The 14,358-nt window shown below is 71.9% G+C and carries 13 protein-coding genes; 9 read left to right on the top strand and 4 right to left on the bottom strand.

Annotated elements, in window-relative coordinates; translation table 11 throughout:
• The first annotated feature begins 5 nt into the window (after positions 1–5).
• Both ACWGJB_RS03920 and ACWGJB_RS03915 read left to right on the top strand, forming a co-directional pair.
• Positions 6–755 carry a GntR family transcriptional regulator gene (locus tag ACWGJB_RS03920; RefSeq protein ID WP_453378685.1) on the top strand — a complete coding sequence of 250 codons (750 nt, stop codon included), beginning with the start codon at positions 6–8 and terminating at the stop codon, positions 753–755.
• Between the two features lie 12 nt (positions 756–767).
• Positions 768–1,919, top strand: a complete 1,152-nt coding sequence (locus ACWGJB_RS03915; RefSeq protein ID WP_453378684.1) for a type ISP restriction/modification enzyme — start codon at positions 768–770, stop codon at positions 1,917–1,919.
• Between the two features lie 76 nt (positions 1,920–1,995).
• Here the strand turns inward: ACWGJB_RS03915 and ACWGJB_RS03910 are convergent, their stop codons facing one another.
• The gene (locus tag ACWGJB_RS03910) at positions 1,996–2,706 is read right to left on the bottom strand and encodes a TetR/AcrR family transcriptional regulator (RefSeq protein ID WP_360489655.1); all 711 of its coding nucleotides are present in this window, start codon (positions 2,704–2,706) and stop codon (positions 1,996–1,998) included.
• A 63-nt stretch (positions 2,707–2,769) separates the two neighbouring features.
• Between ACWGJB_RS03910 and ACWGJB_RS03905 the strand changes: the two genes are divergently transcribed.
• From ACWGJB_RS03905 to ACWGJB_RS03895, 3 genes are all read left to right on the top strand, one after another.
• Complete coding sequence (locus ACWGJB_RS03905; protein WP_453378683.1) at positions 2,770–3,705, top strand: ATP-binding cassette domain-containing protein; 936 nt, start codon at positions 2,770–2,772, stop codon at positions 3,703–3,705.
• Positions 3,702–4,478 carry an ABC transporter permease gene (locus ACWGJB_RS03900; protein WP_453378682.1) on the top strand — a complete coding sequence of 259 codons (777 nt, stop codon included), beginning with the start codon at positions 3,702–3,704 and terminating at the stop codon, positions 4,476–4,478. Before ACWGJB_RS03905 ends, ACWGJB_RS03900 begins: the two co-directional genes overlap by 4 nt.
• A gap of 122 nt (positions 4,479–4,600) precedes the next feature.
• The gene (locus ACWGJB_RS03895; RefSeq protein ID WP_453378681.1) at positions 4,601–5,797 is read left to right on the top strand and encodes a CaiB/BaiF CoA transferase family protein; all 1,197 of its coding nucleotides are present in this window, start codon (positions 4,601–4,603) and stop codon (positions 5,795–5,797) included.
• Between the two features lie 15 nt (positions 5,798–5,812).
• On the opposite strand, the gene ACWGJB_RS03890 is transcribed toward ACWGJB_RS03895, so the two are convergent.
• The 3 genes from ACWGJB_RS03890 to ACWGJB_RS03880 form a co-directional block, all read right to left on the bottom strand.
• Positions 5,813–6,085 carry a hypothetical protein gene (locus ACWGJB_RS03890; protein ID WP_453378680.1) on the bottom strand — a complete coding sequence of 91 codons (273 nt, stop codon included), beginning with the start codon at positions 6,083–6,085 and terminating at the stop codon, positions 5,813–5,815.
• Positions 6,086–6,211: 126 nt separating this feature from the next.
• The gene (locus ACWGJB_RS03885; RefSeq protein WP_453378679.1) at positions 6,212–7,015 is read right to left on the bottom strand and encodes an anti-sigma factor; all 804 of its coding nucleotides are present in this window, start codon (positions 7,013–7,015) and stop codon (positions 6,212–6,214) included.
• Complete coding sequence (locus tag ACWGJB_RS03880; RefSeq protein WP_358915503.1) at positions 7,012–7,554, bottom strand: sigma-70 family RNA polymerase sigma factor; 543 nt, start codon at positions 7,552–7,554, stop codon at positions 7,012–7,014. Before ACWGJB_RS03880 ends, ACWGJB_RS03885 begins: the two co-directional genes overlap by 4 nt.
• 206 nt (positions 7,555–7,760) lie before the next feature.
• On the opposite strand from ACWGJB_RS03880, the gene ACWGJB_RS03875 reads away from it, so the two are divergent.
• The 4 genes from ACWGJB_RS03875 to ACWGJB_RS03860 all read left to right on the top strand — a co-directional run bounded on the left by ACWGJB_RS03875 (position 7,761) and on the right by ACWGJB_RS03860 (position 14,352).
• Positions 7,761–9,284, top strand: a complete 1,524-nt coding sequence (locus ACWGJB_RS03875; RefSeq protein ID WP_453378678.1) for a DUF4331 domain-containing protein — start codon at positions 7,761–7,763, stop codon at positions 9,282–9,284.
• Positions 9,285–9,490: 206 nt separating this feature from the next.
• Positions 9,491–10,897 carry a tetratricopeptide repeat protein gene (locus ACWGJB_RS03870; RefSeq protein ID WP_453378677.1) on the top strand — a complete coding sequence of 469 codons (1,407 nt, stop codon included), beginning with the start codon at positions 9,491–9,493 and terminating at the stop codon, positions 10,895–10,897.
• Positions 10,898–10,926: 29 nt separating this feature from the next.
• Entirely contained in the window at positions 10,927–12,693 is a 1,767-nt protein-coding gene (locus tag ACWGJB_RS03865) for a nickel transporter (protein ID WP_453379025.1), read from the top strand.
• A gap of 45 nt (positions 12,694–12,738) precedes the next feature.
• Positions 12,739–14,352 (top strand): serine/threonine-protein kinase, encoded by a 1,614-nt coding sequence (locus tag ACWGJB_RS03860; RefSeq protein WP_453378676.1) that lies wholly within the window; start codon positions 12,739–12,741, stop codon positions 14,350–14,352.
• Positions 14,353–14,358: the final 6 nt, after the last annotated feature.

Raw genomic sequence — 14,358 nt, 5'->3', positions numbered from 1 at the left:
GGCCCGTGACCTCCTTCGCCCCGGACTCGATCGTCCTGAACCGCAAGCTGCCGCTCTGGTACCAGGTGTCGCAGTCGCTGCGCGCCTCGATACTCGGCCGCTCGCCCCGGGACCCGCTCCGGCTGCCCACCGAGGAACAGCTGGCGGAGCACTACGGCGTGAGCGTGCTGACCATGCGGCAGGCGCTGAAGGAACTGGAGGACGAGGGCCTGATCAGCCGGCACCGCCGCCGGGGCACCTTCATCGAACCGGACGCCCGGCGGGGCACCCCGGTACGGCTCCTCGGCTCGGTGGACGCGATCGTGGCCCAGCAGTCCGGTATGACGGCCGAGCTGCTGGAGCATGGCACGGCACCCGTGACGGGCGAACTCACCGAGTACTTCCCGGATCTCGACGAGGTGGCGACGTACCACCGCCTGCGCAGCGACGAGCAGACCGGTGAGCCGACCAACCACGCCCGCAACCACGTCCGCCCCGAACTGGCCGGACGCATCGACCCGGAGGACCTGGCCCGGCAGCCCATGACCAAGGTGCTGCGCGACGTGGTCGGCGCGGACATCAGCCGTATCACGGACACGGTCGAGGCCAGGCTGGCCGACCCGGAGACGGCCCGGCTGCTCAAGGTCCCCCTCCTCAGCCCGATCCTGCACTACACGGGGGTCACCTACGACACCGCCGGCCGGGTCCTGGACCTGGCGGTCATCCACTACCGGGGCGACCGTTTCTCCTTCACGGTCACCCTCGACGCCACCTGAACTCGTCGTACGATGCCGGGCGTGACGCACGACGACGCTCCGCTGCTGGCGGACCTCATGCCGTGGTCCGTCGCACCACTACGGCTCGGCCGGGGGTGGCCGACGGCCCCCGATCCGGCGACCCTCAAGGCCCGCTGGGACGCCCTCATCAAGGCCGAGGGCCCCGACCGCGAGACCCTGTTCGAACCGACGCGCGCCCGTACGGTCCATTCGGCCGTGCCCCAGCTGCCGGGGCAGCCGACCGGCACGGAGCGGCTGGCGCAGGCCTCGGGCCCGTGCGCGGCTCCGGTCCGCGTGCTGTCCGCTCCGTTCGACGAACAGTGGCTCGTCCCGGACCACCGCCTCATCGACACGGCCCGACCGGAGTTGTGGCGGGTGGCGGACGGCCACCAGATCTTCGCCGTGGAGTCGGCGGAGGGCATGCCGTTGCTGGCGACCTCCCTGCTGCCCACGCTCCGCGCGGGCCGCGTCCGCCCGCTGTACCGCCGCCCGGGCGGCGCGGAACCGAACCTGGCACCGGGCCTGCTGGAGCACCTCGCCGACCGCCTGGGCCACGCTCCCGCCCCGCCGGATGTCCTGGCCTGGGCCCTGGCGACGATCCGCCCGGACCACACGGTCCCGCTGACGGAGGACCCCGACCTCTGGTCCCGGGGCGTGCGGTTGGGCCACCGGGCCCTCTGGCTGCTGCGCCGCGACGGCGAACGCCCGAAGCTCCCGGGCGGCCGCCGCCCCTACGTCCGCGCCCCGCTCCCCTCCCGCCCGCTCACCATCCGCTACGACGCGGAAGAGGAGACCCTGCACATCGACGAGGGCCGCGTCTCACCGGTACCGCCGGAGGCGTGGGAGTTCGCGTTGGGTGACGTGAAGACCCTGGAGGCATGGTTCGCAGCACGGACGACGCCGGCGGAGCCGGGAACTCTGGCGGCGATCGTTCCGCAGGCGTGGCCCCAGTCGTGGACGTCGGATCTGCTGGAACTGATCACGGTCCTGGCCCTGCTCGCGGAAGTGCGCGACCAGCAGGCCGACTTGGCGATCAAGGCACAGATCACCGCGACGGACCTGACGGCAGCGGGCGTACTCCCGCCGCCGGAGGCAGCCCGCAAACCGGCGTCGATCCTGGAGCACACGGAGGAGGGCCCAGCAGGTCAACTGACGCTGCTGTGAGTCACCCAGGGGCGCGGGGCCGCATTCGACATGCGGCTACCGCCGTGGGCGCGACCAGCCCTCACCCACCCGCGGCCTACGACGACGCGAACCCGTCCAGAACCCTCTCCAGCGCCCGCCGGAAAACCCCCTCCAGATCGATCGGCCCCGCATCCTCCGCGAACGCCGCGGCCATCCGCGGATACGCCCCCGAGGCGATCTGCCCCCCGAGATAGGCGATCCGCACCGCGTTCTCCTGCTCCTCCGACCACGGCAGACTCCGGGCCCGCTCGGCCGTGTCGAGTTCGTTCCGCACATAGGTGGTCACCACGCCGTTCACCATGGCGATCAGCTCCAGCTTCGTCCCGTACGGAGCGTCCAGCGGATCCAGGCAGGCCAGACAGTGCTCCAGGTACCGCAGCGCATGGGGGCTGAACCCATAGACCGGTGACATGAGACGTGGCATCCAGGGATGCCGATACATCAACTCCCGTGTCTGTCCGGCGACCCGCACCATGTCGGCCCGCCAGTCCCCCGTCGGCTCCCACACCTCGTGCTCCGCGCTGACCGCGTCAACCATCAGCTCGTACAAGTCCTCCTTGCGGGGGACGTAGTTGTACAGGGACATCGTCCCGCACCCCACCGCGGCCGCCACATGCCGCATCGACACGGCGTCCAGCCCCTCCGCGTCGGCGATCCGCACCGCGGCCGCCGCGATGTCGGCGCGCGTGAACGCGGGCCTCGGCCCCCGCCCCGCGCGTTCGGGGCGGGCCCAGATCACCTCGGGTTCGGCCCCTCGGACTGACATCGGTCATCACCTCGCCCACCATGCTAGTTACGTACGCCGTACGTAGTGCGCTATGGTCGACTCATGGCTACTACGTACGCTGTACTTAGTGAAGGTCTGGAGAAGCGCTTCGGCGCCGTGCATGCCCTGCGCGGCCTCGATCTGGCCGTCCGGCAGGGTTCGGTCTGCGGACTGCTCGGGCCGAACGGCGCGGGGAAGACGACGGCCGTACGGCTGTTGACCACGCTCCTCCGGCCGGACGCGGGCTCCGCCCGCATCGCGGGGCACGACGTCGTACGGGAGGCGGCCGCCGTGCGCCGCAGCATCGGCGTCACGGGCCAGTACGCCTCGGTCGACGGCGATCTCACCGGCCGCGAGAACCTGCGTCTGTTCGCCCGGCTGCACCGGGTGCGGGGGCCGAACGAACGGGCGGCCGAGCTGCTCGACCGCCTGGGCCTCGCCGAGGCCGCCGACCGCAAGGCGGCCGGCTACTCGGGCGGTATGCGCCGACGCCTCGACCTGGCGGCGAGCCTGGTCCGCCGGCCCGAAGTGCTGTTCCTCGACGAGCCCACCACCGGCCTCGACCCGGTCAGCAGGAACGGCATCTGGGACGCGGTGCGGGAGCTGGCGGCCGACGGTACGACCGTGCTGCTGACCACGCAGTACCTGGAGGAGGCCGACCGACTCGCCGACGACATCGTGCTGATGGACGGGGGCCGGGTGGCGCAGACCGGCACACCGGCCGGGCTCAAGGCGCTCATCGGCTGGTACGCGGAGGCGGTCGTCGCCGATCCGGACGCGCTGGTGAAGGCCGCCGCCGTCCTCGACCACCTCACCGGAACCGAGCCGCAGTTCGACCACGACCGGCACACCGTCGGCGCCCTCACCACCGACCCGACGCTCACCCTCCCCCGCCTGGTGCGCGAACTCGACGCGGCGGGAGTGCCGTTGCTCGACGCGAGCCTCAGGCCGCCGACCCTGGACGACGTTTTCCTCCGACTGACGGGAAGTCCCGTATGAGCGCGCTCGCGTACGACGGTGCGGCGATGGTGGGCCGGCAGCTGCGCCGGGTCCGCAACAGCCCGGGCCTCGCGGTCCTCACCCAGATGATGCCGGTCAACATGCTGCTGTTCTTCGGTTATGTCTTCGGCAGCGCGCTGGCGATGCCGGGCCCGGAGTACCGCTCGTTCCTCGTCCCGGGGCTGCTGGTGGCGACCGCGGCCGGCGGGGTGATGACCGGGATGTTCCAGGCCGCCCAGGACACCCACCGGGGTGTGGCGGACCGCTTCCGGACCATGCCGGTGAGCCGTGCCGCGGTACCGCTGGGGCAGGCCGTGGCCGATCTCGTCGTCACCGCGGCCGGTACCGTGCCGCTGCTCCTGGTGGGCCTTGCCGTGGGCTGGCGCATCGAGGGATCGGCGGTCGCGGCCGTCGGCGCGGTGGGCCTGCTGCTCCTGTTCCGGTTCGCCTGCACGACCGTCGGCATCTTCCTCGGTCTGCTCAGCCGCAGCGAGGAGGCCGCGGGTCAGCTCGGCGCGGCGTCCTTCGTCCTGCCGCTGCTCTCCAACGCCTACATCCCCACCGGCAACCTCCCGGGCTGGCTGCGCACGGCGGCCGAGTGGAACCCGATCAGCGCGGTGACGACGGCCCTGCGCGACCTCTTCGGCAACGCACCCGTCCCCGCGGGCGCCGCCTGGCCGGTGGCCCACCCGGTCGCGGGCTCGCTCGCCTGGAGCGCGCTCCTGATCGCCGTCTTCCTGCCGGCGGCCGTACGCCGGTACGGCCGCGGCTGACACAACCGGCAGCCGCGACAGGACCGGCGCCGCCCACCGACCGGCGGCAGTGGCGCGGCCGCCGGCCCCGGCCGTGGCGGCGCTGCTGACAGAACCGCCGGTCGCGGGACATGATCCAGCCCATGGACCGTCTCCCGCTGCCCCTGGAGGGCATCACCGTCGTCGCCGTCGAACAGGCCGTGGCCGCTCCCTTCGCCACCCGGCAGCTCGCCGATCTGGGGGCCAGGGTCGTCAAGGTCGAGCGGATCGACGGCGGCGACTTCGCGCGCGGCTACGACACCACCGCCCGCGGGCTCGCCTCGCACTTCGTGTGGTGCAACCGGGGCAAGGAGTCCATCGCGCTGGATCTGAAGGACCCGCGCGGACTGGACGTCGTGCGACGACTCGTCGCGGACGCGGACGTCTTCGTGCAGAACCTCGCGCAGGGGGCCGCCGCCCGGCTCGGCCTCGACGCGGCGACGCTGTGTGCCGCGCACCCCCGCCTGGTCGCCGTGGACGTGTCCGGATACGGCGCGTCAGGACCGTACGCCGGCAAACGCGCGTACGACATGCTCGTGCAGTGCGAGGCGGGGCTGGTGTCGGTCACCGGGACGCCGGAGCAGCCGGTGAAGGCCGGGATCCCGGCGGCGGACATCGCGGCGGGCATGTACGCCTTCTCGGGCGTCCTCGCGGCGCTGGTGCGGCGCGGGACGACCGGCCGGGGCGGGCCGGTGGAGGTGTCCATGCTGGACGCGCTCGCCGAGTGGATGGGGCATCCGCTGCATCACACCCTGCATGGCGGGACCCCGCCGGAGCGCACCGGCCTGGCGCACGCGGTGATCGCGCCGTACGACGCCTACCCGACCGGGGACGGCGGGCGGGTGCTGCTGTCGGTGCAGAACGACCGGGAGTGGCGGCGGCTTGCCGAACAGGTGATCGGGCGGCCGGAGCTGGGTTCGGATCCGGCGTTCGCGACGAACGCCACACGGGTGGCGAACCGGACGCGGACCGACGAGCTGGTCGCGACGGCCCTCGGGTCGGTCGGCACCGACGAGGCGGTGGCACGCCTCGAAGCCGCGGGCATCGCGTGCGCGCGGCTGCGGGACCTGCACGAACTGGCGGAGCATCCGCAGCTGGCGGCCCGGGAGCGATGGCGGGAGGTGGGGTCGCCGGTCGGGCCGCTGCGTGCGCTGCTGCCACCCATCACGCTGCCCGGCGGGGACGAGGCGCGGATGGGGGACGTGCCCGCGCTCGGACAGCACACCGAGGCGCTGCTGCGTGCCGTGGGGATGACGGACGCCGAGACAGCAGCGCTGCGCCGGGACGGTGTGGCTGCCTGAGCGCGAGCCTGACGGTCAGTGCTTGTCGCTGCCGCCGAACAGTGAACGGCGCAGCCGACGCAGCGGCGCGAAGAGGGAGACACGGCTGACCCGCGCACCCTGGTCGCTGCGCCGCGCGGGTTCACGCGCGGTCAGCTCACGCATCAGCGACGTCGCCTCGACCGCCTGCTGCTGCGGTATGGCGGGACCCGCCAGCACCGACAGATGGCGGTCGAGGCGCGAACTGGTGGCGCCGCTCCCGCAGGTGATCGCAGGAACCCTCGCCCTGCTGCGTGTTATCTGATCCATGTCACTCCCCACCCGTACGAGTCCACCCGGCCCGGGCAGGGTAACCCTATCGCCCCGATGGGGCACTCGTGTATCGCGGTCACAGGATTCACCTTCCCTGCAAGGCTGTTGACGACCCCTCTTCGACTACTCTCCGAATCCGACCGATTTCAGGGCGAGTTGGACAACCGGCTGGCTGGTGGGCTGCGCCGAGCCGCCGGCGGGCTCGGCGGTTACGGCGAGTGACGTGGCGGACTTGTCGAGACCGGTGGCGACCAGGGGCGTGTCGGCCTTGAAAAGCCCGAGGGAGCGCGGTTGCGCATGGGGGCGCATCAGCCAGAGCTGGTGCACGCGCCCCTTCGGCAGGGCACTGTATCCGCTGAGCGTGACGACGGCCCGCCCCTCCGACGCGGAGACCACCGCGCCGATACTTCGGCCCTGGGCGTCCTTGCCGCTGGTCGCACGGGCGTCGGTCGCGGCCAGAACGTGGGCGATGTCACGCGACTGGGCCCGCTCCGCGTCCAGTTGGTCCTGGGTCCGGCCGGCCTGCACCGCGAAGAGGGAGGCGACGACCAGCGCGGCGGCCGCGGTGGCGGTGGCGAACGGCACGAACAGGGAGCGCTGCCGTCTGCGCGGCGGCGGGGGCTGCCCGCCCCAGACATGCGGCGGCAGGTTGGGGACGTGCTCCCGGGCGGCGGCCGGCGCCTGCGGGGTGGCGCGTACGGCGGCCAGGACCCGGTCGCGCATCGCGAGGGGCGGCGGGGCGGCCGTGGACCAGGCCAGCCGTACCGCGTCCTCGGTCAGCGCCCGGACCTCGGCGGCGCACCGGTCGCAGTCCTTGAGGTGCTTCTCGAAGCGGCGCCGTTCGCCGGGCTCCAGGGCGTCCAGGGCGTAGGGCGCGGCCAGCGAGTGCAGGTCCTCGCGGTGCAGCAGGCGGCCGACCAGGCTCATGCGGCACCTCCCAGGCAGTCGCGCAGCCGGGTGAGTCCGTCGCGCATCCGTGTCTTGACCGTGCCCAGCGGCAGTTTGAGCCGCTCGGCCACCTCACGGTACGTGTAGCCGTCGTAGTAGGCGAGGGTGACCGACTGGCGCTGGAGTGCGGTGAGTCGGTCCAGGCAGCGGCGTACCCATTCACGCTCCAGGCCGGCCTCCACCTCCTCGGCGACCTGGTCGAAGGCCGGTTCGCCCGCGCGCAGCGCCTCACGCTGTTCGCGTTCGCCGGCCGCGCGGGCGCTGCGCACCCGGTCGACGGCGCGGCGATGGGCGAGGGTGAGGATCCAGGAGAGGGCACTGCCCCGACCCGGGTCGAACTTGGGTGCGGAGCGCCAGAGTTCGAGAAGCACCTCCTGGGCCACCTCCTCGGACTGGGCGGGATCGCGCACCACACGTCGTACGAGCCCGAACACCGGACCGGACACCAGTCCGTAGAGGTCCTCGAACGCCTTCTGGTCGCCGGCCGCGACGAGCACCAGCAGTTCGTCCGCCTCCACCCCGTTCCCCCTTCTGTGGCCGCACCCGGCCCGTCCTCCCACACCAGGCATTGGCAACTGACGCACCTCCGGCAGAAGTACGTATGCGGGAGGCAAAAACGCGGGTCGAGCAGGAAGAAAAGATTTTTTTCTTCGGACCAATCCAAACGGCCCTCCTGCTCCGTATACCCGTCCGTCAAGCAAGTTGGGACCGAGGGACGGACGGCATGACACCTCTAATCTCCAGGAGTGGCGCGGGGCGCAAGGGCCTTGTCTCGCTCATCTGTGGGGCACTGGCCACCGGCGGGATCACAGCCGCCAGCGTCGCCGCGCTGGAACCGGGAGCGGCCTCCGCCTCCTCCCACCGGGAAGCCCCGCTCATCTCGGGCACCCCCCAGTACGACAACACCGACCTGTACGCGTTCGTCAGCCCGGACAAGGCCGACACGACGACGATCGTGTCGGACTACATCCCCTTCGAGGAACCGGCCGGCGGCCCGAACTTCTACCAGTTCGCCGACGACGCCCAGTACGACATCCACATCGACAACAACGGTGACGCGAAGGACGACCTGATCTTCCGTTACACCTTCCGCACCCAGATCAAGAACAAGAAGACGTTCCTCTACAACACGGGGGTGGTCGACAACCTGACCGACCCCGACCTGAACGTCACGCAGGCGTACAACCTCGACCTGATCAAGTTCAAGAACGGCAAGCAGCAGCACACGACGAGGATCGCCAGTGACATCCCGGCGGCTCCGTCGGACGTCGGCAAGGCGTCGATGCCGGACTACGGGAAGCTGCGTTCCCAGGCCATCTACAAGACGGTCAACGGCGGCGCGACCTTCGCCGGGCAGGCGGACGACCCGTTCTTCGCCGACCTGCGCGTCTTCGACCTGCTGTACGGCGGCAACCTCAGCGAGGTCGGCCGGGACACCCTCAAGGGCTACAACGTCAACACGATCGCCCTCCAGGTGCCGAACTCCCTGATCCGGCAGTCGGCGTCGCGTCCGACCGTCGGCATCTACGCGACGACCCAGCGCAGGAACGCGCAGGGCTACTACGCGCAGGTCTCGCGCCTCGGCAACCCCCTGGTCAACGAGGTCGTCAACCCGCAGAAGGACAAGGACAAGTTCAACGCGTCCCAGCCCAAGGACGACGCGCAGTTCCTGAAGAACGTGACCAACCCGGAACTGCCGAAGCTCATCCAGGCGATCTACAACATCAAGGCGCCGTCCGAGCCCCGTAACGACCTCGTCGACGTGTTCCTCAAGGGCGTCAAGGGCCTCAACCAGGAGCAGCCGTACGCGACGCCGTCGGAGATGCTCCGCCTGAACACGTCCATCAAGCCCACCGCAAAGCCCAAGCGGCTCGGTGTCCTGGACGGTGACAACGCGGGCTTCCCGAACGGGCGCCGGCTCACCGACGACGTGATCGACGAGGCACTGCAGGTCGTCGAGGGCGAACTGGTCGGTTCCAAGAACGACCTGGGCGACGCGGTCGACAAGAACGACAAGGGCTTCGAGAAGTACTTCCCGTACGTGGCCGAGCCGACGTCCGGTTCGCGCGGCGCGCTCGCCAAGGCCGCCGGGAGCAGCACGAAGAGCGCACTGGGCGACGCCCTGACCGGCTCCGACAGCAGCAACACGACGCTGATCGCCGGGTCCGCGGCCGCGGGTGCGGCGGGCGTGCTGCTGATCGGCACCGCGTTCGGCTGGTGGCGCCGTCGGATGCAGCGGCCGTACTGAGCGCCGTCGCGATTCAGGTAGTGGGGTGACTGCGGGCCCGGTTGTGGCTGGTCGCGCACACGCGGCGGTAGCCGCATATCCAACGCAGTCCCGCGCCCCTTACGGGGCGCTGCATGCCCCCCGTTGACTGGCGCGGCCCGCTTCCCACCCAATCCCCCACGGCAGCGGGCCGCGCCACCCCCATGCGACATCTATGAGGAGAGGGCATGGCCCCGGGTACGAACGACAAGCAGCCCGCCGCGCCGAAGGACGACGAGCGGGTCACCGCCCTGCGCCGCTTCGCCGCCGCGGGGCGCAACTGGCGGCGGGCCCAACTCGCGGGCTCCGCAGTGCTGTTGGCCATCGCGCTGACCGGCGGAGCGATCGCCTTCGGGGCGTCCGGGAACGGCGGTGCGCCGATGGCCGCGTCGAGTGCCGTGTCACCGGCGCTGCTCGCGAGCGGGGATCTCGACACCAGCATCGCCTCCCTCCAGGCCCATCTCCGCACCCAGCCGAAGGACTCCGACAGCTGGGCAACCCTGGGCCTCGCCTATGTCGAGCAGGCGCGCACCAAGGGCGACCCGTCCCGCTACCCGCAGGCCGAGAAGGCCCTCGAGCGCGCGCTCCAGATCACCCCGGACAACGACCAGGCGCTGGCCGGCCAGGCCGCACTGGCCGCCGCCCGGCACCAGTTCGCTCAGGCGCTCACCTACGCGGACCAGGCCCTCAAGCAGAATCCGTACAACGCCGGCGCCCTGTCCTCCCGTATCGACGCCCTGGTCGAACTCGGCCGCTACGCCGACGCGGCGAAGGCGGCCGACCTGGCCGACCGACGCAAGCCGGGCGTACCGGTGTTCACCCGGTACGCGTATGTGCGGGAGCTGCGGGGTGACGTGAAGACGGCCCGGCAGGTGCTGCAGCAGGCGCTGTCCACGGCCACCTCGAAGGGCGACATCGCCTACGTGGCCGCGCAGCTCGGCCTGCTCGCCTGGAACCAGGGCGACTACGAGAGCGCGCTCGACTACTACGCCCGCGCGCTGACCGCCGACGAGAACTACCTCCCCGCGCTGGAGGGCCGGGCCCGCGCCCAGGCGGCGAGCGGCGATCGGGCCGCCGCCATCAAGGGCATGGAACTGGTCGTCTCCCGCTATCCACTGCCCCAGCCGCTCGTGGAGCTCGGCGAGTTGTACGAGGACCGGAACGCCAAGGGCGACAAGGCGAAGGCCGAGGACCAGTACGCACTCGTCGAGGCCTGGATCGCGCTGGCCCGCGCCAACGGCGTCAACGCCGACCTCGACACCGCGCTCGCCGCCGCCGACCACGGCGACAAGGCCGAGGCCCTGAAGGCCGCCCGCGCCGAGTGGGCCCGCCGCCACACCGTGCACACGGCGGACGCGCTGGCCTGGGCGCTGCACGTCAACGGCAAGGACAGGGAAGCGCTGCCGTACGCCCGCCGGGCCACCGCCACCGGCTACCACAACGCCTCCTTCAGCTACCACCTGGGCATGATCGAGCTGGCCGACGGCGGCAAGGCGGCCGGCCGGGCCGCCCTCACCAAGGCCCTCAAGCTCAACCCCGGCTTCTCCCCGCTGGGCGCCCGCACGGCCCGCAAGGCGCTGGAGGCCTCGAAGTGAACCTCCGCCGCGCCGCCGCCCTCTTCGTCATGGCCTGCGGCCTCACGCTGCTGCCGGCCACGGCCGCGAGCGCCCACCCGCTCGGCAACTTCACCGTCAACAAGTACGACGGTCTCGTCGCCGCCCCCGGACAGCTCCGCGTCGACCATGTCGAGGACCTGGCCGAGATCCCGGCGACCCAGGCCAAGCCCGACCTGAAGCGGCTGGGCACGGCCCGGTGGGCCGAGCAGCGCTGCACGACCGCGGCCGACGGCAGCGCACTCACCGTCGACGGCAGGGCGACCGCGCTCACCGTCGGGACCAGCCACGCCGAACTGCGGCCCGGCCAGGCCGGTCTGAACACCCTCCGCGTGGAGTGCCGGTTCACCGCGCCCCTCCCCAAGGGCGGCACGGCCACCCTCTCCTTCCACAGCGCGGGCACCGACACCGGTCCCGGCTGGCGGGAGATCACGGCGCGCGGCGACCGGATGACGCTGACGAGGACGGACGTACCGAAGACGTCCGTCTCCCACGAACTCACCAGCTACCCCAAGGACCTGCTCTCCTCCCCGGCGGACATCACGACCGCCGCCGTGCGGGTACGGCCGGGCGGGCCGGCCCTCGCCGAGGAACGGCAGGACGCCCCGGGCGCCGCGATCCTCCCCCGGGGCGTCGACCACTGGACCCAGGCCCTGACCGACCTGGTCGCCCGCAACCACCTCACCGTCGGCTTCGCGGCGCTCGCGCTGTTCATCGCGATCGGCCTCGGCGCGATGCACGCGCTGGCGCCGGGCCACGGCAAGACCCTGATGGCGGCGACGGCGGCGGCCCGCGGCGGCCGCGCCCGCCTCCGCGACGTCCTCCCGCTGGCCGCGTCGGTCACGGTCACCCACACGCTGGGCGTGGTGGCCCTGGGCGTCCTGGTCACAGCGGGCTCGGCGGCCACCCCGTCGGTGATCGCCTGGCTGGGCATCGCGAGCGGCCTCATGGTCCTGGCGGCGGGCGCGAACCTGACCCGCAGGGCATGGCGGAACCGGGCCCACGAGCAGGCGCACGCCCACGGCCACGACCACAGCCACCACCACGGTCACGAGGCGGCCGAGAAGCGGGAGCCGGCCCTGGTCGGAGCACCCGAGCACGCCCGCGCCGACGCCCACACGCACGATCACGGCGCCAGCCACACGCACTCCCACGTCGAAGGTCACGCGCACGATCACGATCGCGGGCACGACCACCTTCATGACCACAGCCACCCTCATGACCACAGCCATGCTCATAGCAACACCCATGCTCATGCCCATGACCATGGCGCCCGGCCACACACTTCAGCCCGTCCGGGGGTACCCCCTCTGGGCGTGCTTGAGGACGAGGCCGTTCAAACCGAAGGGGGGTCGGGGGGCGCAGCCCCCGAGAGCCCTCACACCGCCATGCCGCACAGTCACGGCGGGTTCACCCACACCCACGACACGGCCCCCACCCTGCGCGGCACCATCCTCCTCGGCTTCGCCGGGGGCATGGTCCCCAGCCCCTCCGCCGTGGTCGTGCTCGTCGGTGCCGCCGCCCTCGGGCAGGCCTGGTTCGGGCTGCTTCTCGTCGTCGCCTACGGCATCGGTCTCGCACTGACCCTGACCGCCGCCGGGTTCGCCGTCGTCAAGTTGGGTACGGGAATGACCCGGGTGCTGGACAAACGCCCTCGGTGGACCACCCACCCCATGGCCACACTGGTCCGCAGGACCACCCCGCTCGCCTCGGCGCTCGTGGTCGTGGCCCTGGGCGCCGGACTGGTCCTCAAGGGCGCCGCATCCGCACTGCTCTGAGTTACTTTTGTGATGAATCAGCGCGAGCTGCCGTGGGGAGCACCCGTGACCGAAGAGCCGGGCCGTGAGCGAGTGATCGCGGGCCGCTACAGACTGTTGTCCCCGCTCGGCGAGGGCGGAATGGGCACCGTGTGGCGGGCCCGGGACGAGGTGCTGGGCCGCGAGGTCGCCGTGAAGGAGGTACGGGCGCCGGCCGGGCTGCCCGGCCCCGACGTCGAGCGGATGTACGCCCGTCTGGAGCGCGAGGCCTGGGCCGCGGCCCGGGTCGCGAACCGCAACGTGGTGACGGTGTACGACGTGGCGATGGAGGGCGGACGGCCCTGGATCGTCATGGAGTTGATCCGTGGGGTGTCCCTCGCCGACGTACTGGACACCGAGGGCCCGATGTCCCCGCAGCGGGCCGCCGGTATCGGCGCCGAGGTACTGTCCGCGCTGCGGGCCGCGCATGCCGCCGGGGTGCTGCACCGGGATGTGAAGCCGGGCAACGCGCTGCTGTCGAACGACGGACGGGTGGTGCTCACCGACTTCGGGATCGCCACCGTCGAGGGCAGCTCGGCGCTGACCATGACCGGCGAGGTGATCGGCTCACCCGAGTTCCTCGCCCCGGAAAGGGCGTTGGGGCGCGCGTTCGGCCCCGAGTCGGACCTCTGGTCGCTCGGTGTGCTGCTGTACGCGGCGGTGGAGGGCACCTCCCCGTTCCGGCTGGACACCCCGCTGAACACGTTGCGTGCCGTGGTGGACGAGGAGTTGCCGCAGCCGTACCGGGCCGGGCCGCTCGCACCCGTCATCGAGGGGCTGCTCCGCAAGGACCCGGCCGACCGGCTGTCGGCCGAACAGGCCGAGCACGACCTGCGGTTGGTCGCGGCGGGCGGTACCCCCTCTTTCGGGGGCACGCCCGGCACCGCCGCCACCGTGCCGGTCCCGGGACGGTACGACGCTCCGACCCGCGTCGCCCACCAGCAGCAGCCGCCGTCCCCCACACCGCCGTTGCCCACCCCCACGGACACCCGGCCGCCCGCCTCCGACCGCGACGGCAACCGCAGGGCCGGTACCGTGCTGGTCATCGGGCTCGTGCTGGTCGTCCTGGCGCTGGGCGGGCTGACGTACGCCCTCCTCAACCGTGGCAACGGCGACGACGGCGACAACAACGCCGGCGCCAGTCAGTCGGCCAGCAACCTCAGCTCCCCGGCGCCCAGCCGGAGCAGCAAGGAGGAGTCCAAGTCCCCGTCGCCGTCCGCGAGCAGCAGCACGGCCGCACAGAGTGTGAAGGTCAGCGTGTCCGGATCCCGCACCGACTACTCGGGGAGCTGTCCGCCGCCGACCGCACAGGCTCCCGCCTTCACGGCGACGTTCACGGTCGGGAGCGTGCCCGCGGAGGTGCAGTACCGCTGGGTGCTGAAGAACGGCTCGCTCGACGACCAGGGGTGGAAGACGCTGTCCTTCCCGGACGGCGGCGGGAGGACCCGGCAGACCAGGGTGACCGTGACGACCTGGTCCGACAGCGGGACGCTGAACGACGCGATCGCCGTCGAGGTGCGTAGCCCGGTGACGGCCACGTCCAACTCGGTGCCGTTCTCGGTGACCTGCACCAAAACGACGGAGACCCCGACCGGCGGGGCCTCCTCTTCGCCTTCGCCTTCGCCTTCGAGCTCGTCCTGAGTACCG

It is taken from the genome of Streptomyces sp. NPDC054813 (assembly GCF_053611365.1).
The sequence above is the reverse complement of the archived record's forward strand: the minus strand, read 5'-3'. Positions and strand labels throughout refer to the sequence as shown.

What these genes read in the sequence shown, in the direction of transcription:
- ACWGJB_RS03915 (WP_453378684.1), top strand. Translation starts at nt 768, where the DNA reads ATGCCGGGCGTGACGCACGACGACGCTCCGCTGCTGGCGGACCTCATG.
- ACWGJB_RS03910 (WP_360489655.1), bottom strand. Translation starts at nt 2,706, where the DNA reads ATGTCAGTCCGAGGGGCCGAACCCGAGGTGATCTGGGCCCGCCCCGAA.
- ACWGJB_RS03905 (WP_453378683.1), top strand. Translation starts at nt 2,770, where the DNA reads ATGGCTACTACGTACGCTGTACTTAGTGAAGGTCTGGAGAAGCGCTTC.
- ACWGJB_RS03900 (WP_453378682.1), top strand. Translation starts at nt 3,702, where the DNA reads ATGAGCGCGCTCGCGTACGACGGTGCGGCGATGGTGGGCCGGCAGCTG.
- ACWGJB_RS03895 (WP_453378681.1), top strand. Translation starts at nt 4,601, where the DNA reads ATGGACCGTCTCCCGCTGCCCCTGGAGGGCATCACCGTCGTCGCCGTC.
- ACWGJB_RS03890 (WP_453378680.1), bottom strand. Translation starts at nt 6,085, where the DNA reads ATGGATCAGATAACACGCAGCAGGGCGAGGGTTCCTGCGATCACCTGC.
- ACWGJB_RS03885 (WP_453378679.1), bottom strand. Translation starts at nt 7,015, where the DNA reads ATGAGCCTGGTCGGCCGCCTGCTGCACCGCGAGGACCTGCACTCGCTG.
- ACWGJB_RS03875 (WP_453378678.1), top strand. Translation starts at nt 7,761, where the DNA reads ATGACACCTCTAATCTCCAGGAGTGGCGCGGGGCGCAAGGGCCTTGTC.
- ACWGJB_RS03870 (WP_453378677.1), top strand. Translation starts at nt 9,491, where the DNA reads ATGGCCCCGGGTACGAACGACAAGCAGCCCGCCGCGCCGAAGGACGAC.
- ACWGJB_RS03865 (WP_453379025.1), top strand. Translation starts at nt 10,927, where the DNA reads ATGGCCTGCGGCCTCACGCTGCTGCCGGCCACGGCCGCGAGCGCCCAC.